At 37.4% G+C, this 22,072-nt stretch carries 20 protein-coding genes; 13 read left to right on the forward strand and 7 right to left on the reverse strand.

The features are described from left to right. Positions 1–114: 114 nt before the first annotated feature. Positions 115–681, forward strand: coding sequence for a GNAT family N-acetyltransferase (locus tag BR87_RS10495; RefSeq protein ID WP_035031898.1), 567 nt, complete (start codon positions 115–117; stop codon positions 679–681). Positions 682–739: 58 nt separating this feature from the next. Here BR87_RS10495 and BR87_RS10500 read toward each other — a convergent pair whose 3' ends face one another. The 4 genes from BR87_RS10500 to BR87_RS10510 form a co-directional block, all read right to left on the reverse strand. Continuing rightward, positions 740–1,249 carry an LURP-one-related/scramblase family protein gene (locus BR87_RS10500; RefSeq protein WP_035031901.1) on the reverse strand — a complete coding sequence of 170 codons (510 nt, stop codon included), beginning with the start codon at positions 1,247–1,249 and terminating at the stop codon, positions 740–742. Positions 1,250–1,544: 295 nt separating this feature from the next. Further along, positions 1,545–1,709 (reverse strand): YvrJ family protein, encoded by a 165-nt coding sequence (locus tag BR87_RS12895; RefSeq protein ID WP_084683607.1) that lies wholly within the window; start codon positions 1,707–1,709, stop codon positions 1,545–1,547. Positions 1,710–2,230: 521 nt separating this feature from the next. Continuing rightward, entirely contained in the window at positions 2,231–3,058 is an 828-nt protein-coding gene (thiD, locus tag BR87_RS10505; protein ID WP_035031902.1) for a bifunctional hydroxymethylpyrimidine kinase/phosphomethylpyrimidine kinase, read from the reverse strand. Between the two features lie 87 nt (positions 3,059–3,145). Then, the gene (locus tag BR87_RS10510; protein WP_035031905.1) at positions 3,146–4,039 is read right to left on the reverse strand and encodes a Cof-type HAD-IIB family hydrolase; all 894 of its coding nucleotides are present in this window, start codon (positions 4,037–4,039) and stop codon (positions 3,146–3,148) included. Positions 4,040–4,224: 185 nt separating this feature from the next. Here BR87_RS10510 and BR87_RS10515 point away from each other — a divergent pair, with 185 nt between their 5' ends. From BR87_RS10515 to BR87_RS10535, 5 genes are all read left to right on the forward strand, one after another. Then, a complete protein-coding gene (locus BR87_RS10515; protein WP_035031907.1) occupies positions 4,225–4,905 on the forward strand; it encodes a uracil-DNA glycosylase in 681 nt (226 codons plus the stop codon). A gap of 182 nt (positions 4,906–5,087) precedes the next feature. After that, positions 5,088–6,068, forward strand: a complete 981-nt coding sequence (gene pta, locus BR87_RS10520) for a phosphate acetyltransferase (RefSeq protein WP_035031910.1) — start codon at positions 5,088–5,090, stop codon at positions 6,066–6,068. A gap of 132 nt (positions 6,069–6,200) precedes the next feature. Beyond that, positions 6,201–6,836 carry an NAD(P)-dependent oxidoreductase gene (locus BR87_RS10525; RefSeq protein ID WP_035031913.1) on the forward strand — a complete coding sequence of 212 codons (636 nt, stop codon included), beginning with the start codon at positions 6,201–6,203 and terminating at the stop codon, positions 6,834–6,836. A gap of 126 nt (positions 6,837–6,962) precedes the next feature. Next, entirely contained in the window at positions 6,963–7,448 is a 486-nt protein-coding gene (gene tsaE / locus BR87_RS10530) for a tRNA (adenosine(37)-N6)-threonylcarbamoyltransferase complex ATPase subunit type 1 TsaE (RefSeq protein WP_035031916.1), read from the forward strand. A gap of 1 nt (position 7,449) precedes the next feature. After that, positions 7,450–7,986: a GNAT family N-acetyltransferase gene (locus tag BR87_RS10535; RefSeq protein WP_035031918.1), complete on the forward strand. Its 537-nt coding sequence runs from the start codon at positions 7,450–7,452 to the stop codon at positions 7,984–7,986. A 383-nt stretch (positions 7,987–8,369) separates the two neighbouring features. On the opposite strand, the gene BR87_RS10540 is transcribed toward BR87_RS10535, so the two are convergent. Beyond that, on the reverse strand, positions 8,370–8,903 hold the full coding sequence (locus BR87_RS10540) for a 3'-5' exonuclease (RefSeq protein WP_035031921.1): 534 nt from the start codon (positions 8,901–8,903) through the stop codon (positions 8,370–8,372). Between the two features lie 237 nt (positions 8,904–9,140). Between BR87_RS10540 and BR87_RS10545 the strand changes: the two genes are divergently transcribed. Next, a complete protein-coding gene (locus BR87_RS10545) occupies positions 9,141–10,538 on the forward strand; it encodes a 6-phospho-beta-glucosidase (RefSeq protein WP_035031924.1) in 1,398 nt (465 codons plus the stop codon). 124 nt (positions 10,539–10,662) lie between these two features. On the opposite strand, the gene BR87_RS10550 is transcribed toward BR87_RS10545, so the two are convergent. Continuing rightward, positions 10,663–13,293 carry a cation-translocating P-type ATPase gene (locus BR87_RS10550; RefSeq protein WP_035031927.1) on the reverse strand — a complete coding sequence of 877 codons (2,631 nt, stop codon included), beginning with the start codon at positions 13,291–13,293 and terminating at the stop codon, positions 10,663–10,665. Positions 13,294–13,890: 597 nt separating this feature from the next. Between BR87_RS10550 and BR87_RS10555 the strand changes: the two genes are divergently transcribed. The 3 genes from BR87_RS10555 to BR87_RS10565 all read left to right on the forward strand — a co-directional run bounded on the left by BR87_RS10555 (position 13,891) and on the right by BR87_RS10565 (position 17,852). Continuing rightward, the gene (locus BR87_RS10555) at positions 13,891–15,285 is read left to right on the forward strand and encodes a glycoside hydrolase family 1 protein (protein ID WP_035031930.1); all 1,395 of its coding nucleotides are present in this window, start codon (positions 13,891–13,893) and stop codon (positions 15,283–15,285) included. Between the two features lie 382 nt (positions 15,286–15,667). Then, a complete protein-coding gene (gene celB, locus BR87_RS10560; RefSeq protein WP_035031933.1) occupies positions 15,668–16,960 on the forward strand; it encodes a PTS cellobiose transporter subunit IIC in 1,293 nt (430 codons plus the stop codon). Positions 16,961–17,135: 175 nt separating this feature from the next. After that, positions 17,136–17,852 (forward strand): GntR family transcriptional regulator, encoded by a 717-nt coding sequence (locus tag BR87_RS10565; RefSeq protein ID WP_035031934.1) that lies wholly within the window; start codon positions 17,136–17,138, stop codon positions 17,850–17,852. A gap of 48 nt (positions 17,853–17,900) precedes the next feature. On the opposite strand, the gene BR87_RS10570 is transcribed toward BR87_RS10565, so the two are convergent. Next, positions 17,901–18,656, reverse strand: a complete 756-nt coding sequence (locus tag BR87_RS10570; protein WP_035031937.1) for an exodeoxyribonuclease III — start codon at positions 18,654–18,656, stop codon at positions 17,901–17,903. A gap of 142 nt (positions 18,657–18,798) precedes the next feature. Here BR87_RS10570 and BR87_RS10575 point away from each other — a divergent pair, with 142 nt between their 5' ends. The 3 genes from BR87_RS10575 to BR87_RS10585 all read left to right on the forward strand — a co-directional run bounded on the left by BR87_RS10575 (position 18,799) and on the right by BR87_RS10585 (position 21,960). Next, positions 18,799–19,719, forward strand: coding sequence for a Gfo/Idh/MocA family protein (locus tag BR87_RS10575; RefSeq protein ID WP_035031940.1), 921 nt, complete (start codon positions 18,799–18,801; stop codon positions 19,717–19,719). A gap of 179 nt (positions 19,720–19,898) precedes the next feature. Further along, the gene (locus tag BR87_RS10580) at positions 19,899–21,275 is read left to right on the forward strand and encodes a TrkH family potassium uptake protein (RefSeq protein ID WP_156959116.1); all 1,377 of its coding nucleotides are present in this window, start codon (positions 19,899–19,901) and stop codon (positions 21,273–21,275) included. A 13-nt stretch (positions 21,276–21,288) separates the two neighbouring features. Then, positions 21,289–21,960, forward strand: a complete 672-nt coding sequence (locus tag BR87_RS10585) for a potassium channel family protein (RefSeq protein WP_035031943.1) — start codon at positions 21,289–21,291, stop codon at positions 21,958–21,960. The last annotated feature ends 112 nt before the right edge of the window (positions 21,961–22,072 follow it).

Raw genomic sequence — 22,072 nt, forward strand, 5'->3', positions numbered from 1 at the left:
AAATCTGACATGATTTGTTAATAAGTACGTAGACAATCAATTTATTGGAAGATCAGTTGATATCTACGAATTAATTAGCTATAGTTGTAAAGAGAAGTAAGGGGTGTAGTGAATATGATAAGACAAGCTGAAAAAAAAGATATTGAGCAGATGCTCGAATTGGTTTGGATCGTTTTACAAGATATGGAGTTGCCGGCTCTAGAGATTATTCCAGAGCAGCAGTTAAAGACTCTCCTTCATAAAGCAATGGAAAGCGACGATTACCGGTACAGTTACCGACGAGCAATTGTTTGTCTACGCGAAAATCAAATAGCCGGTGTCGCTTATGGGTATAAAGGAGAATTAGAACCGTATATTGATCAAGTATTAACAGATTTGCTGCAGAAGGCTGGTTTAGGAGAAGTACAGTTGTTTACGGACTCTGAAACACGTCCTGGGGAATGGTATCTTGATACATTAGTAACCTCTGTTGATTATCGAAAACAAGGAGTAGCTATGGAATTATTAGCTGCACTTCCTAAGGTGGCTGCAGCTCAGGGAGAAACCATCATTGGATTAAATTGTGACCAAGAGAATGCAACGGCTCAGTCTTTGTACCGAAAAATGGGGTACCAAACTGTCGGAGAAAACACGCTAAGTGGCCATCAATATGACCATATGCAATACCAAATTAGTAAATAAAAAATCTGTCTTTCCTTTTGCGTGAACACTAAAAGGAAAGACAGATTTTTTTATTTGATTAGATAGGCAAATAAGATTTTCTTTTTGCTTTAGCAGGTAGTCTTGTTAATGTAAGATGATCAACAATAACAGCGATACACAAGCAAATGGGGATATCTTGTGAATGAGTAATGGAAAGAGCGTAAAAGTCACCAAAAGGCAAATAGGCTTTTTCCATCTGCATAATAGTCTGCAGCCGATGTTGAACAGTATAGTGATGATTATAGAAATCGCCTTTTACGATCCAATTTAACTGACTTACTTTAAAATAAGGACCTTTTATTCCTGGTTGTTTAGAGATAGAGGCTACTTTATCGCCAGCAACATAAATATTAAATTTAGGGAAAACGGATAAAACGGTTTGTTTTACTTCCACTAGTAATGTGCCATCCATCGCATATAAAGAAAGGCCATCGCCTATTCTGCCCCATTTTCCAATAATCAAAAAAATATCTTTGCCCGCTTCGTCTTTAACGATAATTCGATTTTGAAGCGATACATAAGCTTGTTTCATATAAAGATGAACCATTCTTTACTCACCTCGAGTTAGTAGTTCTCTGTTTTTACTCTTGCTTGAATAAAAATCATTTTCTCTTCCTGTTCTATTAGTATAACAAAAAAAAGACCAAAAACGAAGAGCTACAAATAGGCCAACTTCCTTCAAGGATTTAAAATCTAAATAAGAGGATAGAACGATAGAAGCGAAAAGGATCTATTAAAGCTTTAAATAAAAGATTCATTAATTAAGATTTCTTTTAACTCCCCAGCAGAATGTAAAAAATAGCTGGAGCAAGAAAAAAAACTTCTTACTCCAGCTGCTTTTATTAGCCGTTCATTTTAAAAACATGATTCAAATCTTGAATAGCTTTAACCAACTCATCTAGTTTAGACTCCATTCGTTGCAATAGAAACCAAGCGACAAAAATTGGAAAACCAAGGCTGCCGATAATTTCTGCAATCACAGAAAGCCACTCTGGACTCGTTTCCATTCAATTTCCTCCTTCCTTTAAAATGACCTCTCCACTAGTAATGACGAGATCAGGAAATAACTTGTTACCTTTACAGAAATCATAAAAGGAGGCTAACAGTTTTTAAGAGATTTCATTTGGTTGTACAACATTTGACGTTGGTCAGTAACAAAACTGATTTTCTTTTTATTCAAAACGATTTAGAAATACCACTCAGAAATTTTGGAGGAAGAGGGAGTTGCTTGTAGCCATGGAAAAGAATACCGAGAAAAGGAAGCACTGTGGGCATGCGCCCAAGTGTATCATGTCCGTAAAACTGCTGAAGCAGCAACAGCCATGACAAAGCTTGTACGTTTTGAAACACGTTCTTCAGCTCAAGACGGTCCCATGGCTTTCCGCAAGCAATCCCGTAGTCCGGAGGAAATTTTCTTACCAGCGCTAGAGAACGAATAATTTTTCATTTTTTTAAAATTACCAACATGATTGACATAGAATAAAAAAAGCCATCTATCCATTAAAGAATAGATGGCTTACCTATTGAATTAGATAGAGTCTTGTTTTGCTAAACGGTAACCGCTGTGGAAAACAGAACCGATATATTGGTTGTATTTAAAACCGCTGCGAATGGCTTCAGAAACAAAATCTTTTGCTTTTAAAGTAGCTTCTTTAACTGTTAGTCCTTGTGCTAAGCCAGCTGTAATAGCTGCTGCAAATGTGCAGCCTGCACCATGATTATAAGCAGGGGAAATTTTTTCAGTTTCTAAAACTGTAAATTCTGATCCGTCATAGAATAAATCAATGGCTTTATCTCCTTCTAGAGCTTTTCCACCTTTGATCACAACATTTTTTGCACCTAAATCATGAATTTTTTCTGCTGCTTTTTTCATATCTTCTAAAGTTGTTAATTTGCCCAAACCGGATAATTCTCCAGCTTCAAATAAATTAGGGGTGATGACAGTTGCGAGAGGCGTTAAAATGTCGCGTAATGCTTCTGCATTTTCTGGGTTTAATACTTCATCTTCGCCTTTACATACCATTACAGGGTCAATCACAATATTTTCTAATTGTTGCTCTTTAATTGCTTTGGCAATGACCTTAATAATGGCTACGTTCGGCAACATACCCGTTTTCATTGCAGCAATTTTGTGATCACTTGCAAAAACAGTTTTTAATTGGGCTTCTAACACGGGAACATCAATAGCTGTTACACCATGACTCCAGTTGTTATCAGGGTCCATTGTAGCAATGGCCGTTAAAGCAGATAACCCATAAGTTCCATATTCAGCAAATGTTTTTAAATCAGCTTGAATGCCAGCACCGCCACTAGAGTCGCTGCCTGCAATCGTTAATGTTCTTTTGATATCTGTCATGCTCATTTCCCCCTATAGTTCAGTGGCTTATTGATGAAAAGCCTGAATGATTAGTCTTATTGTACTGTTCTCAGCTGATTTGTCAAATCAATTTTTATCAATTAATTGTTGGTCCATATTATTATTAAGAGCTAATAAAATAGATTCTGCTACCCCATTTTCGTTATTTGCGGAAGTTAGGTATTTGGCATGAGCTTTAACACCTTCTTCAGCGTTGTCGACTGCCACGCTATATCCAGCTACTTGCAGCATAGAAACATCATTGAAATTGTCACCGAGCGCCATTACATTTTCTGTAGAAATGCCTAGTTTTTCTGCAGCCCGAGCCAACGCTAATCCTTTTTGAGCCTTAACGTTGTTGATTTCAATATTATTAATGAATGAAGCAGTGATCGCTAAGTCGCCTGAGACATTTAATTCTTGAGCTAGCGGATCAAGAACGGTCGGCCCGTCTTCACTAAACGTGATCATTTTTAAAATTTCAATCGCATCGTTTTCTAAAAGTTCTTCATACTGCGAAACATAATTGATGTTCATGATTTCTAAACGGGCAGCAGCTAAGACAACAGCCATTTTAAACGAAGTATCAGGATTTGTTTTATAAATCAATGAAGCCACAGATTCGATACGTTTCGCTTTATTATCTGAGTAAATTCCATGAGAAGTAGTCATCTCACAGTAAAGACCCAACGCTCTTACTTTTTCCAAAATATCACGGACTGTATCTTTTTTGATACCGATATTTTCAATAACGTTGCCATCTTCATCATAAACTTGTGCTCCATTTAAGGTGATCAATGGACACGAAATACCCACTTCTTCAAGTAAAGGCTTAGCTTCTGTATAGCCGCGTCCCGTGGCTACCATAAAGTTGATTCCTTTTTTTTGAGCTGCTAAGATAGCTTTAGCATTCGTTTCTGAGATGACCATCCGTTCATTCAGTAATGTTCCATCCATATCCGATGCAATAAGTTCAATCATGATTGTATTTCCTCCTAAGTTTCATTTATCTAGTCTAGTTTACCATTTATTGGTAAAAAAAAGTACGAATACACGTTTTTTCTTGAATATCTGGGCAATGGGCAAGTAGTCTAAATACTTGTAGGAAAGCAAAAACTTTAGTACGATGAAGAGGAAAAAGAGACGGAAAAGAGGACGGAAATTATATGGTAATACCAATTAAAAATGACTGGGATCCTATTTTAAATCAGCCCAGTTTAGCTCCAATTTACGAAAAGCTCAAACATTTTTTAGCAGAAGAATACCGAACAAAGACTATTTATCCAGCAATGGACCATATTTGGAAAGCCTTTGAATGGACCCCGTATCATGAAGTAAAAGTCGTTATTCTAGGACAAGATCCTTACCATGGTCCGCATCAAGCGCATGGACTGAGCTTTTCAGTACAGCCGAATGTGAAGATACCGCCTTCGTTGCTTAATATTTACAAAGAGCTTGAAAGTGATCTGGGTTATCCGCCTGTCAAACATGGTTATTTGAAATCTTGGGCAGAACAAGGTGTCTTATTACTGAATACGGTTTTGACAGTCCGTCAAGGAGAAGCGCATTCTCATCGGGGTAAAGGGTGGGAAGAGGTGACAGATATGGTCATCAAAAAATTAAATGAACGAGAAGTCCCTATGGTCTTTATTTTATGGGGCAGTCCTTCTATTAAGAAAAAAAGTTTGATCGATGAAACAAAGCACACCGTTATTACTTCTCCGCATCCTAGTCCATTATCTGCTTATCGAGGTTTTTTTGGTTCAAAACCATTTTCAAAAGCCAATGCTGCTTTAATTAAAATGGGACAAGAACCCATTAATTGGCAATTGCCCGAAAAAGTTTAGCAAAGGAAGGCAGGAAAAAACAGGGAAAATGAAACTGTACTAATCAAAAATGAAAGAAATATGAAAAATGTATAGAAATATAGTGTATTTTCATAAAACAGCACTAAAAAACTGTTATTTTTTACTAGAAAATAGTATGATAGACTAGAAGTGAAAAAACACATTATGTGGAGGGAATTAACGTGGAATTATTTGATGGTCTAAAGTTTAATATTGTAAGAAAGAATATCCGTATTGTTTTTCCAGAAGGAACTGAACCTCGTATTATTGGCGCAGTTGTTCGTTTGCAAGCAGAAGAATTGGTTCATCCAGTATTGATCGGTAATCCAGAAGAAATTAAAGAAGTTGCTAAAAAGCGTGGATTTAATGTGGACAACATTGAGATTATTGACCAAAATAACTATGAAGATACAGACAAAATGGTTGAGGCATTTGTTGAACGCCGTAAAGGAAAAGTAACTCCAGAGCAAGCAAGAGAAATGATCAAAGATGAGAATTATTTTGGTACAATGTTAACATATATGGGCGTTGTTGACGGCTTAGTCAGCGGAGCGGTTCATTCAACAGGTGATACAGTTCGTCCAGCATTGCAAATCATTAAAACTAAACCAGGTGTGAGCCGTACAAGTGGAGCATTTATCATGCTGCGCGGTCGCGATAATGAAAAATATCTTTTCTCAGACTGTGCGATCAACGTTAATCCGAACGCTCAAGAATTAGCTGAAATTGCTGTTGAAAGTGCTAAAACAGCTGAATTATTTGGAATTGATCCTAAAGTCGCTATGTTAAGTTTTTCAACTAAAGGCTCAGCTAAAGCGGAAGAAGCTACAAAAGTCGAAGAAGCAACTAAAATTGCTCAAGAATTAGCTCCTCAATACCAAATTGATGGCGAATTACAATTTGATGCTGCTTATGTCGCTTCTGTTGGTCAACAAAAAGCACCAGATTCAACTGTTGCCGGACAAGCTACTGTTTTTGTTTTCCCTGAATTGCAATCTGGAAATATTGGCTACAAAATTGCACAACGCTTTGGTAACTTTGAAGCAATTGGACCGATCTTACAAGGATTAAACAAACCAATTTCTGACCTTTCACGTGGATGTAATGAAGAAGACGTATACAAATTAGCTATCATCACAGCTACTCAAAGCTTAATGAACTAAAACCGTTTTAAAAGAAAAGCAGACTTGATTAGATTAAGTTTTGCTTTTCTTTTTTCTTAGGGGAGATTGTTTGCGCTTACCAGTACCTACTCTTTATAATAGAAGTAGGAAGAAACGAAAGGAGAAGAGACCATGAGGATAGGAATTATAGGAGCTACAGGAAAATCAGGTTCACGGATCACGGCTGAAGCTTTAGATAGAGGGTATTTGGTTGTCCCGCTTGTTCGGAATGCCAGCAAGCTTGAAGATCAAGATTGGGATATAGTCGAAAAAGATTTGTTTGATTTGACCTACGATGATATCGAAGGTTTGGATGTAGTAGTAGATGCGTTTAAAGCGCCGCAAGGACGGGAAGAGCTGCATCAAAAGAGCATCGAACACCTGATTGATATTTTGAAAGGGCATAAAAAACCACGCTTGCTGGTCGTAGGCGGAGCCGGCAGTTTGTTTGTTAACAGAACAGATGGAACTCGACTAGTTGATACAGCTGATTTTCCAGATGAAGCTAAGCCTACAGCTTTTCATATGGAAAAAGCTTTAGAGACGTTACAAGAAACAACCGATGTAAATTGGACTTACCTCAGTCCGTCTGCCTCATTTGAACCAAATGGAAAAAGAACTGGAGAATATCAAATAGGAACAGATTTTCTGCTGACGAATCATTTGGGTCAAAGCGAAATCAGTTATGCAGATTACGCCATTGCCTTAGTCGATGAGATTGAAAATCGAGCATTTGAAGGCAGAAGGTTTACAGTCTGCAGCAAGTAAAGAAAATCCGCCGCAACTGTCTGAACGCAGCTGCTGGCGGAATTTTTTCGCTTTTTTTCGCTTGGTACATTACAATAGAAGAGCCTTGGTTTGAAAATAATGTATGAAAAGATAAGAGGGGAAACAATGGAAAAAATTCAAGCACACAATGAAGCGGAAACAAAAAACATTGCAGCTAAACTAGCAACTTTATTGGTCCCAGGAGATCTGATTTTATTAGAGGGAGATTTAGGTGCTGGAAAAACGACCTTTACTAAAGGATTGGCAGTTGGGCTGGGGATAAAACGTGTCATTAAAAGTCCCACTTATACGATTATTCGTGAGTACTTAGACGGCAGATTGCCATTATACCATATGGATGTTTACCGTTTAGAAGAAACAGGCGGGACAGATTTAGGATTAGAGGAATATTTTGAAGGCGATGGTGTGTCAGTTGTAGAATGGGCTAAATTTATCCCAGAAGACTTACCGACCGAATACCTTCAAATCAAATTGCAGCCAATCGGAGAAGAGCTAGCAGAACGAGAAATCACATTTACAGCAACAGGCCCACATTATGCGGAATTAATACATCGCTTTAATGAAATTTCAGCTGAAAAAGAGGGGGAATAAAATGTCAGAAAAAGAAGCTGTTGCTATTACCATCCGTACTGCACTACCGAGCGACGCGGCGGGTGTACTAGACCATATCCGTCAAACTTCTTTGGAGACTGGTTTTATGACAGTTGGTGCTGAAGGCCCAGGGATTACCCCTGAAGAAGAAAAACGTCACCTTGAAAACATTGACGAATCTGAGAATAACTTTTTATTATTAGCATTAGATGACGAAATAATCATTGGCATGGCTTCTATCAAAGGGAGTGCTAGTCCTAAGATCAAGCATATCGGAGAATTGGGTATTTCTATCTTAAAAGAGTATTGGGGTATGGGGTTAGGTACGTTGTTAGTAAAAGATTTGATTGAATGGGCCGAGTCTTCGCAAGTGATTAAGCGTTTGGAATTAACTGTTCAAAAACGGAATGAACGGGCAATTCACGTATACGAAAAGCTGGGTTTTGAACAAGAAGCTATCATGAAACGTGGGGTAAAAGATGACGGCGTATATCTTGATGTTTGTTTAATGAGTCGGTTAATAGGAGAAGCTGATTAACTAAAGAAGATAAGACAAAAGCAAATACGGTTCCTGTATGTAGCTTCCAATAAAAAAATAGGTTCTATTATTTTTAGTGTTGGTAAGAAGAATGAGTCTATTCCACAACTTAAAATTTTCGGAGGAATAGCGGCTCTTTGCAGCCATGTAAAGGATTCAATGCGAATTACGAAGCAGTTAGGCTTCGTTTGAGGCTTGAAAGGCTGGAGGCATGAAAGGCTCCAGTCGTTCCCATGGCTCTTGCAAGCAGACGCGTAAATTCCGGAGGAAATTTCATTATTAAGCATGACCAACACAATTCGATAAAGAACCAAAAAATAAAGCAGCGGGGAATAAAATCCCCGCTGCTTTATTTAATAGCTTGAGCTTTTGTGTAACTAAAACTAAACATGTTTAACCAGTTTTTTTAAGGGATCTGTCCCAAAATGATTTTCTAAATACAATAAAATTTCGGCACTTGCATTGCTGTCATCCAAAGCATGGTGGTGATTTTCCAATTTGATTCCTAAATGATCGCAAACAGTGTTTAATTTATGATTAGGAAGTTCAGTAATCAGTTTGCGACTAGATTGAACAGTACAAAGGGTTTGAAAGTGAGGCTGCTCAATACCATAATAGTCCAGACTGCCTTGCAAAACTCCACGGTCAAACGGCAAATTATGAGCAACAATTAATTTATTTTCTTTAAAACAAGGTTTAATGTCTTCCCAGACGCGGGCAAAGTTTGGTGCATCAGCCACGTCATGTTCATGGATGCCATGGATCTGAATATTGCGCCAAAAAAATTCGGTTTCAGGTTTGATCAAAGAATAATAATGGTCCACAATTTGGCTGTTTCGTACAATGGTTAACGCTACAGAACAAGCACTGTGCCGTTGGTGATTGGCTGTTTCAAAATCCAGTGCAACAAAATTCATTTTTTTCCTCCTCGAACAAATATTCTGTTAACAGTATAGTCGCTTTTAACTCAAAAGGCTAATTTCCAGTTTAATTATAAGAAAATTTTAAGAATTCATCCTTTTTTCTTGAAGCAAGTTTATTTTTTTTGCTGAATGTTTCTTTTTTAAAATAGCGCTTGACATGTAATGCATTACATACAGTATAGTCAAATCAGGAAAAGAAAGCGGTTTTAAAAAGAAGGAGGACAATTACATATGTCGAAAGAAGCATTAAAAATCGTTACAATTGGTGGAGGTTCTAGTTATACACCGGAATTAATTGAAGGGTATATCAAGCGGAAAGATCAATTGCCAATCAAAGAAATCGTTTTGGTCGATATTGAAGCTGGTAAAGAAAAATTAGAAATTGTAGGTGAAATGGCAAAACGGATGGTCAAAGCAGCAGGACTCGATTGGAATGTTGAATTGACACTTGATCGTAGAGCAGCTTTAGAAGGAGCTGACTTTGTCACTACGCAATTTCGAGTAGGTTTATTGGAAGCGCGAGTAAAAGATGAACGGATTCCATTGTCGCATGGTGTTTTAGGTCAAGAAACAAATGGAGCAGGAGGAATGTTTAAAGCGTTCCGCACGATTCCAGTTATTTTAGACATCATTGAAGACATGAAAGAAATTTGTCCAGACGCATGGTTGGTCAATTTTACAAATCCTGCAGGGATGGTCACAGAAGCGGCAATCAAACACGGAGGTTGGAAGAAGACCGTTGGATTGTGTAATGTTCCAATTGGTCATTGCTCAGCAGCTTCGGAAAAGTTAGGCATACCAGAAGATGAGTTGTTCTTTAAATTTGCCGGGATCAATCATTTCCATTGGCATCGGGTGTGGGATAAAACAGGTAAAGAAAGAACCGCAGAATTGATTGATTTGATCTATGGACCTAATCAATCTGAAGACGACAACCATTTGAAGAACATTCACAGTGCTCCTTTCCATTATGAACAAATCAAGGATTTAGGTTTGTTGCCTTGTGGTTACCATCGCTATTATTATATTGAAGATGAAATGCTGAAACATTCTATTGAAGAGTTTGAAAGAGGCGAAACCAGAGCACAAGTGGTTAAAGAAACAGAATCACGTCTATTTGAACTATATAAAGATCCTAAATTAGACTATAAACCGGAAGAATTATCGCAACGTGGCGGTACCCACTACAGTGACGCTGCTTGTGAAATCATTGCTTCTATTCAAAATGATAAACGGACAGATATGGTCGTTTCTACTGAAAATAACGGAACAATAACCGACTTGCCTTATGATAGTATTGTAGAAGTTTCTGGTGCGGTAACAGGACATGGAGTAGAGCCGTATAACTGGGGAGCATGTCCTCCAGCAGCCAGAGGCATGATTCAAAATATGAAAGCTATGGAAGAAACCACGATCCGAGCAGCTATTGATGGAGATTACGGTGCAGCACTGCAAGCCTTCACAATCAACCCATTAGTGCCAGGTGGAACAATGGCTAAAACATTGTTGGATGAATTGCTTTATGCACATAAAGACTATTTGCCGCAATTTGCTGAAAAAATAAAGGAAATTGAAAAAAATCAACCTGAAACAGTGGAGTATGTAAATGAACTGATGAAAAGCAATTAGTTCAATGCACCTTTCTTGCATTTAAAGATAAAGTCGCTAAAAACTGGCGATTCAGGAGAGTAAAAACCAATAAAAAAAGGCAGCCTTGATTCGTTAATGAACCAAGGCTGCCTTTTTTAGTTAATTAATTTTTTCTGCGAACAATTACTTTAGTTACTTCCATTAAAACAACAGCACCAGCTGCTAATCCAGCAGCAATTCCCCATTGAGTTAAACCAAAATCAGTTGGAATAGCAAAAAATTCACGGATTCCAGGGATAACAGTTAAGCCATATAAAGCAAAACAAAAGACAACGGCAAGAATAACATACAGATTCGAAAAGAAACCTGCGCCAATCGCTGTTTGTGAATTAGAACGGGCTGGGAAAGTCTGTAAAGTCCGGGCAAGGATCAAGGTAGTAAAGGCCATTGCGATACTCATCTCATCCGAGTAGCCTAACCCGATAAATTGAGAAACAATAACAGCTGCACCAATCAGTATTCCACGATAAAGAACAGAAACAAGGGTCTGACCAGCAAAGATACCTTCATTTGGATCTCTTGGTTGACGAGCCATAACATCCGGTTCGCCTTTTTCCATTCCTAAAGCAATAGCAGGAACCGAGTCATTGACTAAGTTGATAAACAATAGTTGCAAAGCAGTGAAGGGGTTGACCCAATCCATAATCAATGCAGCGACAATTGCAATGATCGCACCCAGATTACCAGCAAATAAATAAGCGATCGCTTTTTTTATATTGTCATAAACATTTCTTCCCACTTCAACAGCATTGATGATAGAAACAAAGTTATCATCCGTTAAGACCATAGCAGAAGCGTCTTTGGCTACATCTGTTCCACTTCCCATTGCAATACCGATATCTGCTTGTTTTAGAGCGGGAGCGTCATTTACCCCATCGCCCGTCATTGCAGAAACTTTATTTTTGTCTTGCCATGCCCGTACGATACGAATTTTATTTTCTGGAGAAACACGAGCATAAACAGAAATTTTTTCTAATTTAGCATGTAATTCTTGTTCAGTTAAAGCATCTAATTCTTGACCAGTTAAAGCGATATCGCCTTCTTCAGCAATTCCAATGTCGCGTGCAATAGCTCGGGCAGTTGTTTTATGGTCACCTGTAATCATAACGGTTTTGATTCCAGCTTTTTTAGCTTCCTCAACAGCTCCGTAAACGGCCTCACGAGGAGGATCGATCATCGCCATAATTCCTACTAAAATCAAGTCGTTTTCATCTTCAAAATGAATCATTGAATCTTCAACTGGTTTATAAGCAAAAGCTAAGACTCGTAAAGCACGATCTGAGAACCCTTCGTTTTTATCTTGCATTTCTTTTAGACGTTCTTCTGTTAATGGAAGGACTTCCCCATTGACCAGAACTTTATTACTGCGTCCGAAAACAACATCTGGACCACCTTTGGTCAGCATCAAACGTTGCCCGTCAATTAGGTGAACGGTTGACATCAGCTTACGGTCGGAATCAAAAGGCAATTCAGCTTCACGTGGATAACGTTCACGCAATTCAGTGTAGGGCTGGTTGAGTTTGTTGCTGAAAGCCACCATTGCGACTTCAGTAGGGTCGCCCAGTTCTTGTCCGTCTTCGCTGATTGTAGAATCATTTGCTAAAACTGCAACTTGCATTAAACGCTGTTCATCAATCGTCCAATCAGCAGGCTGATCATTGAATACGCCAGATTGTCCATTTAATAAAAAGTAATCAACGATGGTCATTTTATTTTGTGTCAGAGTACCTGTTTTGTCTGTACAGATAACACTTGTAGCTCCTAAAGTTTCAACAGCCGGTAATTTCCGGATGATTGCATGTCGTTTAGCCATTTTATTGGTTCCCATTGAAAGAACGATTGTAACGATCGATTGTAACGCTTCAGGAATCGCAGCTACTGCAACAGCTACAGCAAACATAAAGGCATTCAACATATCTGTGCTAATATTAGTTGAACCATCGAAATAAATCCGAGCCGCTTCAATGATAAAAATTAAGATCGATAAAATTAGAATCCCAATACCTAATTGCTTACTGAACTCATCTAGTTTCTTTTGCAGAGGAGTTTGTTTCGCCATTGCATTTTCAAGTAAATTGGCAACTTGGCCGATTTCAGTTTGGTTTCCTGTTTTAGTAACAACGAAAACACCTCGTCCGTAAACAACAAGTGTACCGCTGTGGACCATATTAGACCGGTCTCCGATAGGAACCGTGTTTTTCAAAGCAGCTGTGTCTTTGTCGGCAGGAACAGATTCTCCAGTCAACATTCCTTCGTCGACTTTCAACGAGCCCGCTTCAATCAGTCGCCCATCTGCAGGCACATAGTCTCCTGCATCTAAAATAACGATATCCCCAGGAACTAGTTCTTTAGCAGGAATAGTTATTTTTTCGCCGCTGCGAATCACTTTAGCCATGGGTGCTGACATGTTTTTTAAAGCATCTAAGGATCCTTCAGCTTTTTTAGTTTGTACAACACTGACTACTGAATTAATCATCAAAACAGCAAAGATAATGATGGATTCAACGACAGATCCCATTAAAATTTGGATGACTGCCACGATTAGTAAAACAATGACCATAGCATCTTTAAAGGTTTCAAGAAAAAGTTTCCAAATAGAATCTTTTTCTTTTGTTTGCAATTCATTGTACCCGCTTTTTTCAAGCCGAGCTGCTATTTCAGTAGTTTGTAACCCATTTGGTGTACTGTTTAATTCAGATAAAACATTTTTTTGTTCTTTTTGATAAAATTCCAAGCAAGACACTCCTTAATAGTATTTGAATAAGGGAAAGATTTTTAACATATAGATACTGGCATATCGGTTATGGTTTTACAAAAAACTTCTTGCTTAAGTAGGATCAAATTGTTCCGCAAATCTGAAAACGAGACAACTAGTCAACAAAACAAGGTGTAAAACTATTTTAAAAAACACACCAACAAATTGCATTTTTATACCGGTATGGAAATACCTCCTTTGATAGTTTTTAGAAAAACGATAAAAAAAGAGACTTATGCAGAATTGCTTCTTTACAGAAACAATGTGCATAAGTCTCACAATTTAAGACAACACCAGTAAATTTTGCGAACTTACTTGTTGGTGATGTTGCCACAGCCGTTGCTGCCAGTTACTCCCTTATGTATGAAAATGGCTAACCTGTCGTTTTTCTTCTTACACAGTATATAATCTCTTAATAAATAAAGCAATAGAAAGTCTATTTTTTTATTTATTTCTAAAATTAAATTTATGGAAGAAAAGAAAGGTAGCGGTTGTATTCGTTACCAATTAAATGTATACTTATTTTGTTGTAATGTATAGACAATTAAAGAGAGCAACGAAAAGGAGTGCGTTTGTATGAAATATCAATTCCCTGAGAACTTTTGGTGGGGTTCTGCTGCCAGCGGCCCACAAACAGAAGGGATAGTTGAAGGCGATCATAAAGGACAAAACATTTGGGACTACTGGTATGAACAAGAACCGACTAAATTCTTCAATCAAGTAGGGCCAGCAAAAACATCACGTTTTTATGAAAAATACAAAGAAGATATTCAACTAATGAAAGAAACAGGACACAATAGTTTCCGTACTTCCATTCAATGGAGCCGGTTATTCCCTGAAGGTACGGGTGAAGTCAATCAAACAGCTGTTGATTTCTATAATAACGTTATTGATGAGTTACTTGCTAATGGGATAGAACCTTTTATGAATTTATACCATTTTGATATGCCGATGGGTTTGCAAGAAAAAGGCGGCTGGTTAAGCCGTGAAACAGTAGAGTCTTATGTTCATTTTGCTAAGACTTGTTTTGAATTGTTTGGCGACCGTGTAAAAAAATGGTTTACACATAACGAACCCATTGTACCAGTTGAAGGCGGTTATCTCTATCAATTCCATTATCCTTTAGAAGTGAATCTGAAAAAAGCGGTTCAGGTTGGTTACCATGAAGCGTTAGCCAGTGCAAAAGCTATCAAAGCTTATCATGAAATGAATCTTAAAGGAGAAATTGGGATTATTTTGAACTTAACGCCAAGCTATCCGCGTGATGAAAACAATCCGGAAGATGTTAAAGCGGCTGCAATCGCCGATACGTTCTTTAACCGTTCGTTCCTAGATTCTGCTGTAAAAGGCGAGTTTCCACAAGATTTAGTAGACTTGTTACGTGAAATTGATCATCTTCCTGAAATGGAACCTGAAGATTTGACAATCATTAAAGAAAATACCGTCGATTTATTAGGGGTAAATTATTACCAGCCAAGACGGATCAAAGCAAAAGAATCAACCGATAAACTTGCTGAAGGCCCAATGCCGGACGATTACTTTGATAACTACATTATGCCAGGTCGTAAAATGAATCCTTACCGCGGATGGGAAATTTACGAAAAAGGAATTTACGATATTTTAACGAATTTAAGAGAAAATTATGGCAATATCCGTTGTTTCATCTCTGAAAATGGAATGGGTGTTGAAGGCGAAGAAGCTTATATCAACGCAGACGGTTCGATTGAAGATGATTACCGGATTGAATTTGTTAAAGATCATTTAGTTTATGTGCATCAAGCTATTCAAGAAGGAAGCAATGTTCAAGGCTATCACATGTGGACTTGTATGGATAACTGGTCATGGATGAATGCATATAAAAACCGCTATGGATTTATTGCGGTTGATTTAGAACAAGAAGGAAAACGGACAATTAAGAAGAGCGGTCGCTGGTTTAAAGAAATGACTAGTCAAAATGGTTTTAATGAATAAAAATTTGTACTTAAAGCAATCAAACTTTAGCGTCTGCCAATATTTGAGTTCTCTCCATTTTTTAGGTAAGAGAATAAAGAAATGCAGTCGCTATCAAAAGGGTACATTCTGAGCAGAGCTCGTTTGTATCCTTTTTTTTTGTACAAGAACCTTACTAAATAACCACAAGAAATCAGGAGCTAGAAGTAATCATATAAAGTGTGTCTCTTCTTTATTTTTAAAAAGAAAAGTTTTATTTATTAAAAGACTAGACATGTTAAGATAAAAGTGTTAAACTTCTAGTTGTAATCGATTTCAGTGTTGCGACACTTGACTAGAAATAGGCCTGTTTTTAGTCAGTAAAAAATAAAAAAAATCATAAAAAAAGAAAAGAGGTATATCAATGAATGAGTTTATTGATAAACTAGGCGAAAAGTTGATGCCGATTGCTGGAAAACTAGGTGATAACCGCCACTTAAAAGTTTTACGTGATGCCTTTATGCTATCGTTCCCGATCACGATGTTTGGATCTATTGTCGTTGTTTTAAATAACTTGCCATTTTTCAGTGACGCAACAAAAGGAACATTAGGAACATTATTTGGAAATGGTCAAAATGCGACAATGTCGATCATGACTATTTTTGTTACATTTGGGATTGGGTATTATTTAAGTAAGTCCTATGATGTAGAAGCCATTTATGGCGGAGCTGTTTCTTTATCTGCTTATTTAATCTTAACACCATTCAATGCCGTGACTGAAGGCGGAGAAGCGATTACCGGTGTACTGACTTTAGATCGTTTAGGCGCTAAAGGAATGTTTATCGGGATGATTGCTGCCTTTATTGCTGCAGAGATTTATACGCGTATTGTTAAAAAGGGAATTGTTATTAAAATGCCTGAAGGGGTACCGCCTGCAGTGGCTAAATCTTTTGCCGCTTTGTTACCAGCTATCATAACCCTAACTGTATTTTTAGTTCTAAATGCTGCAGTTGTCGGTTTCTTCTCAACGAACTTACATGATGTTGTCTACAATGTTATTCAAGTACCATTGACTGGATTAGGCAGTGGATTACCAGCTACACTGATTGCTGTCTTCTTTGTTCAATTCTTATGGTTTTTTGGTCTTCACGGACAAATCATTGTCAATTCAGTGATGGATCCAATCTGGAATACATTGATGTTAGATAATTTAGATGCATTTAAAGTAGGAGATGCTTTACCGCATATCGTTACAAAACCATTTATGGAAATTTATACGGTAGGAATGGGCGGATCCGGCAGTACTTTAATGGTTGTCTTATTAATGTCATTCATTATGAAGAGTAAACAACTAAAAGACGTCGGCCGTTTAGCATTAGGACCTGGTATCTTTAACGTAAATGAACCGCTTATCTTTGGAATGCCGTTGGTATTAAATGCTTCTATTTTTATTCCATGGGTATTAGCTCCAATGGTTGTGACAGCTTTCAACTATGTCATGATGGCAACCCATATTTTCCCGACACCAACAGGGGTTTCAGTTCCTTGGACAGTACCGGTGATTATCAATGGAATCATGGCGACCAATTCTTTCATGGGCGGTGTGCTTCAACTCATTGATATGGCTTTGATTGGCGTTATTTGGTTCCCATTCTTGAAATTGATCGACCGTACTAACTTAAGTCAAGTTAGTATGAATGAACCTGAACAAGCTTAATCTAAGCATACGAAAAAAATAAGCGGTCAGTCATGAGAGACTGATTGCTTATTTTTTGTTAAGCAGCAATTGAAGCAAGAATAAACGCTAAAATAATCAAAAAAACACAGGGAAAAGACTAGTCTTTTTAGGGAGGATGAGGTATGATACTCTTTGAAACCTAGGAGGTGTTCAAATGGTAAAATATGAAACCATTGCCAATGAAATAAGAAAGCGAATACTAAAAGGTACGTATCCAATTGAATCCCTTATTCCTGATCAAATTAGTTTGTCTAAAGAATTTGGCGTAAGCCGTATGACAATGAAAAAAGCGCTAGATATCCTTGCGATGGAGGGCTTGATCTATCGTCAACGCGGTTCTGGTACATACGTCATGAAAACAGCCTTACTGAATCGGCAAGATGCACTTGTAAATGAATACGAAGGGTTGACCAGTCAATTAACCGAACACGCTGTTACTAGTAAAGTGATTGAATTTAATGTAGAGTTTCCATCAGAAGAAATCATGGAACATTTGATGTTAAAAAAAAATCAGCCTGTTTATAACTTAATTCGCCTACGGATCGTAGATGGTAAGCCATATGTTTTAGAACACACCTACATGCCGACGGATTTGGCTGTGGGACTAACAGAAGAAATTCTTGAAAAATCTATCTATCAGTATATTCATGAAGAATTGAACTTGTATTTTGGTGGAGCTTTCCGTAAGATTCATGCCGATAAATCTTCTAAATACGATCAAGAATACTTGGATTGTAAGACAGATGATCCGGTTTTAGAAGTAGAACAAGTTGTTTATTTAAAAGATGGACGTCCTTTTGAATATTCAAGAAGTCGACATCGTTATGATACTCGAAGTTATACTATCTCTGATATCAATAAAAGCAATTAAACATTAAAGTACCTCAACCAATGACACGAATGATTGAGGTACTTTTGTTTATTTATTTAAAACTAATTCAACAGGACAGTGGTCAGAACCCATAATGTCTGTATGGATTTTCGCATCTACTAATTGGTCTTTAAGTCGCTCAGAAACGCAAAAGTAGTCAATCCGCCAACCAGCATTGTTTTTGCGGGCATTAAAGCGATAACTCCACCAAGAATAGACGCCTTCAACGGTTGGATAAAAATACCGAAATGTATCAATAAAACCTCTATTCAATAAAGCAGTGAAACTAGCACGCTCTTCATCAGTGAATCCTGCATTTTTACGGTTTGTCTTCCAATTTTTTAAATCAATATTCTCATGAGCTACATTTAAGTCGCCGCAAAAAATAACGGGTTTTTCATTGTCTAGTTCACTCAAATAATCTGAAAAAGCTTGATCCCAATCCATACGATAATCTAAACGAGCTAACTCGCTTTGAGAATTTGGGGTGTAACAAGTGACGACGTAATAATCAGGGTAGCTAAGCGTAATTACTCGGCCTTCTGTATCGTGTTCGTTTTTCCCAATCCCATAAAAAACATCGAGGGGCTTGTGCTTAGTAAAAATAGCCGTTCCAGAATACCCTTTTTTCTCTGCATAATTCCAGTAATCATAGTAACCGGGTAAGTCTAAATCAATTTGGCCTTCTTGCAGTTTAGTTTCTTGTAAACAAAAAAAATCTGCATCAAATTCATTGAAAACATCTAAAAAACTTTTTTTTACAATGGCACGCAGACCATTCACGTTCCAGGAAATAAATTTCATTGCTGAACCACTCCTCTAAAAAATAATATGACACTATCATTGTACACGAAGAAGAAAAGATAGTACATTTAGAGAGAAGATTTGCTGAGCGTGCTGAGTATTTGTTAAACTGATAAATAATAGAAAGAAATGAGGAATGAACATGTTAAAAGTAGGAATCATTGGATTGGGGAGTATTTCACAAAAAGCATACTTGCCGGTTATGATGGCCATGCAGGACAAAGTTGAGTGGCACCTTTATACGCGTGATCAAGAAAAGCTGCAAATAATTGGCGGAAAATACCGTGTTTCAAATTTGTATCCTTCCATTGAATCGTTGATAGAAAGTGGGATTAAAGCAGCATTTGTACATACCGCAACTCATACACACGCTTCTATTATCAAGCAATTGTTAGAACATGGTATTCATGTGTATGTAGATAAGCCGATCAGTGAAGAACTGACAGAAGTGGAAGAACTAATGGCATTAGCGAAGCAGAAAAACCTGTTGCTTACAACAGGATTTAACCGTCGTTTTGCTCCGACGATCCAAAAATTAAAAATGGTTCCGGATAAAAACATGCTGTTTGTTCAAAAAACAAAACCGAACAGCAGCGGAACAGTAAAATTCGCTATTTATGATATGTTTATTCATGTAGTGGATACGGCACTGTACTTACTGGATGAGCCCATTATCCAAACATCTTATCAAGTAACAGAAGAAAATGGCGAATTGAAAAACTGTGTAGCACACTTAACAACAAAAAACACCAGTTGTATTGCTTCGATGAACTATGTATCTGGAGCGAACCATGAATCTGTTGAAGTCCATTCTCTGACTGGGATGCACCGTGTCATTAATTTAACTGACTACCAAAAAGATGTGGCAGGTGTTCAAACAAATGAAACCTTTGGCGATTGGGAGCCTACGCTTGAAAAAAGAGGGTTTGCTTCTTTGATCCGCTTATTTTTAGATGCTGTTCAATTAGGTGGAAATCCTGTGTCTCCTCAATCAGCTTTGTTGTCACATCAGCTATGTGACCAAATCGTTAAAGAACAGGAAAACGCAAAACTTCATCAATAAATAAGAAAGAAAATCGATTGAAAACGAGTAAGTAAATGGGATGGAAAAGAAGACTTAGTAAGTTTTCTTTTCCTTTTATTTAGTAAAGCAGAAAACTACTGAAATTCTCTTTACTTTTCAGTGATTGAGTCTATAATACATTCGTGCATCTAAGAATTTAGAGGAAGAGGTATTAAACCATGTTAGATAAATTCAGAAAATTATCGATATCGACCAGAATAGCTTTGAGCTTTGCTTCAGTTATTTTTATTGGTTCGTTATTTTTGTCTTTGCCGATTAGTAGTTTAGCAACATCACAATCCACTTATTTTGATAATTTATTTACATCGGTATCAATGGTATGTGTGACAGGGCTATTTACTTCCTCAGTAGCTGAATCCTATACTTTCTTTGGACAAATTGTTTGCATTGTATTGATGCAGATAGGTGGACTCGGATTGATGACGATCATCGCCACTATGGTCATCCAATTAGGAAAGAAAATCAGTTATTCTGATACCATGGCAGTAAAAGAGGCACTGAACCGTGATCAATTAGGGGATTTCAAGACATATTTGCTGTCTATTATTAAGTATACTTTTATTATCGAAGGAACCGGAATGTTAGTATTGTCGTTGCGTTTCGTCCCTGAATTCGGATGGGCCAAGGGTTTATTTACCTCTTTATTTTTGGCTGTTTCAGGATTTTGCAATGCGGGATTTGATAATATGGGAACTGTGAGTTTGCAAAATTATGTTCATGATCCTTTAGTTAACTTAGTGATTGCTGCATTGATTATCTTGGGCGGAATTGGATTTTCAGTCTGGTTTGATGTGTCTCACAATGTGCATTCTATTATTAAAAATAAAAAAAGACCTGGTTTTAAAAAAATGTATCGCTTATTGAAACCTCATACAAGACTGGCTATCAACATTTCACTGTTGCTGATTGCTATTGGAACGATGATGTTTATGGTCGTGGAGTGGAACAATCCTAAATCAATTGGAACGTTTACGGTTGGGCAAAAAGTACTTGCAGCATTTTTCCAAACGGTTACCATGCGGACGGCTGGCTTTGCTACCCTTGATTATGCAAATGTTTTACCTTTTTCATTGTTGTTCTTTGTATTTACAATGTTTATTGGAGGATCTCCCGGCGGAGCTGCCGGAGGAATCAAGACCACCACGTTTGCGCTGGTGTTATTACTGATTCATAATGAACTTAAAGGACGGCGTTCTATTAATTATGCACGGCACACTATTCCAGAAGACACTATTCGTCGGGCATTAATAGTCGTAGTTAGTTTCTTTACTTGTTTAATGGTAGGCGTTAGTATTTTGCTTTTGGTTGAAGACCAGCCATTTCTAAATTTACTATTTGAAACAGTTTCTGCTTTGGCAACTGTAGGTGTCAGTGTGAACTTAACACCGGAGCTTTCAAAAATTAGCCAAGTTGTATTAATGCTATTGATGTTTATTGGTCGGATAGGTCCGATCACGATTTTCTTGAGTTTGGTTAGACGGAAACGAAAAGGAAAAGAACAAGTTTATGCCAAAACAACTATTTTAATTGGATAGGAGAAGTTATAAAATGGCAACAAAAACAATTGGTGTATTGGGATTGGGAGTTTTTGGCTCTTCTATCGCCAAAGAGTTAAGTGAGTTTGATTGCGAAGTAATTGCGGTAGATTTAGATTTAAATAATGTTGAAAGGATAGAGCCTTACGTAACAGAAGCCATTCAAGGGGACATCACAGATTTAGATTTTCTTAAGAATATCGGTTTAGAAAATTGTGATGTTGTAGTGGTGGCAACTGGTACTAGTTTAGAAGCAAGTGTTTTGGCTGTAATGAACTGCAAAAAAATCGGAATTAATCCAATCATTGCAAAAGCTAAAAATAAAATGTTTATGGAAGTGTTAAATGCTGTAGGAGCAACTACTGTTATTCGCCCTGAAAAAGAAATGGGAGAACGATTAGCTAAAAATCTACTTAGACGCCACATCACAGATATTGTGGATCTAGATGATCAATTTGCGGTAATTGAATTTTTCCCTCCAAAAAGATGGATCGGGCGGTCATTAGAGGAACTGAATTTGCGCAAACGCTATGAAATGAATGTGATTGGGATTAGAAGAAAGCCTGAAAGAAAACTGGATGTTTCTTTTGGACCTAATTATATCATTGCAGAGTCTGACATTATTGTCGGTATTGCGGAATCAGAAGTATTTGAACAATACGATTATTTGAACAAGTTAAAATAAAAATGGGTTGCCCAGTATATTTATTGTGTTGGACAATCTTTTTTTGCAGTTTTAAGGAGTTGGAAGATAAATTTGAGGTAAGAATTGAAGCAAATGCTATTCAAATGAGCAA

It is taken from the genome of Carnobacterium mobile DSM 4848 (assembly GCF_000744825.1).
Taxonomy (GTDB): domain Bacteria; phylum Bacillota; class Bacilli; order Lactobacillales; family Carnobacteriaceae; genus Carnobacterium_A; species Carnobacterium_A mobile.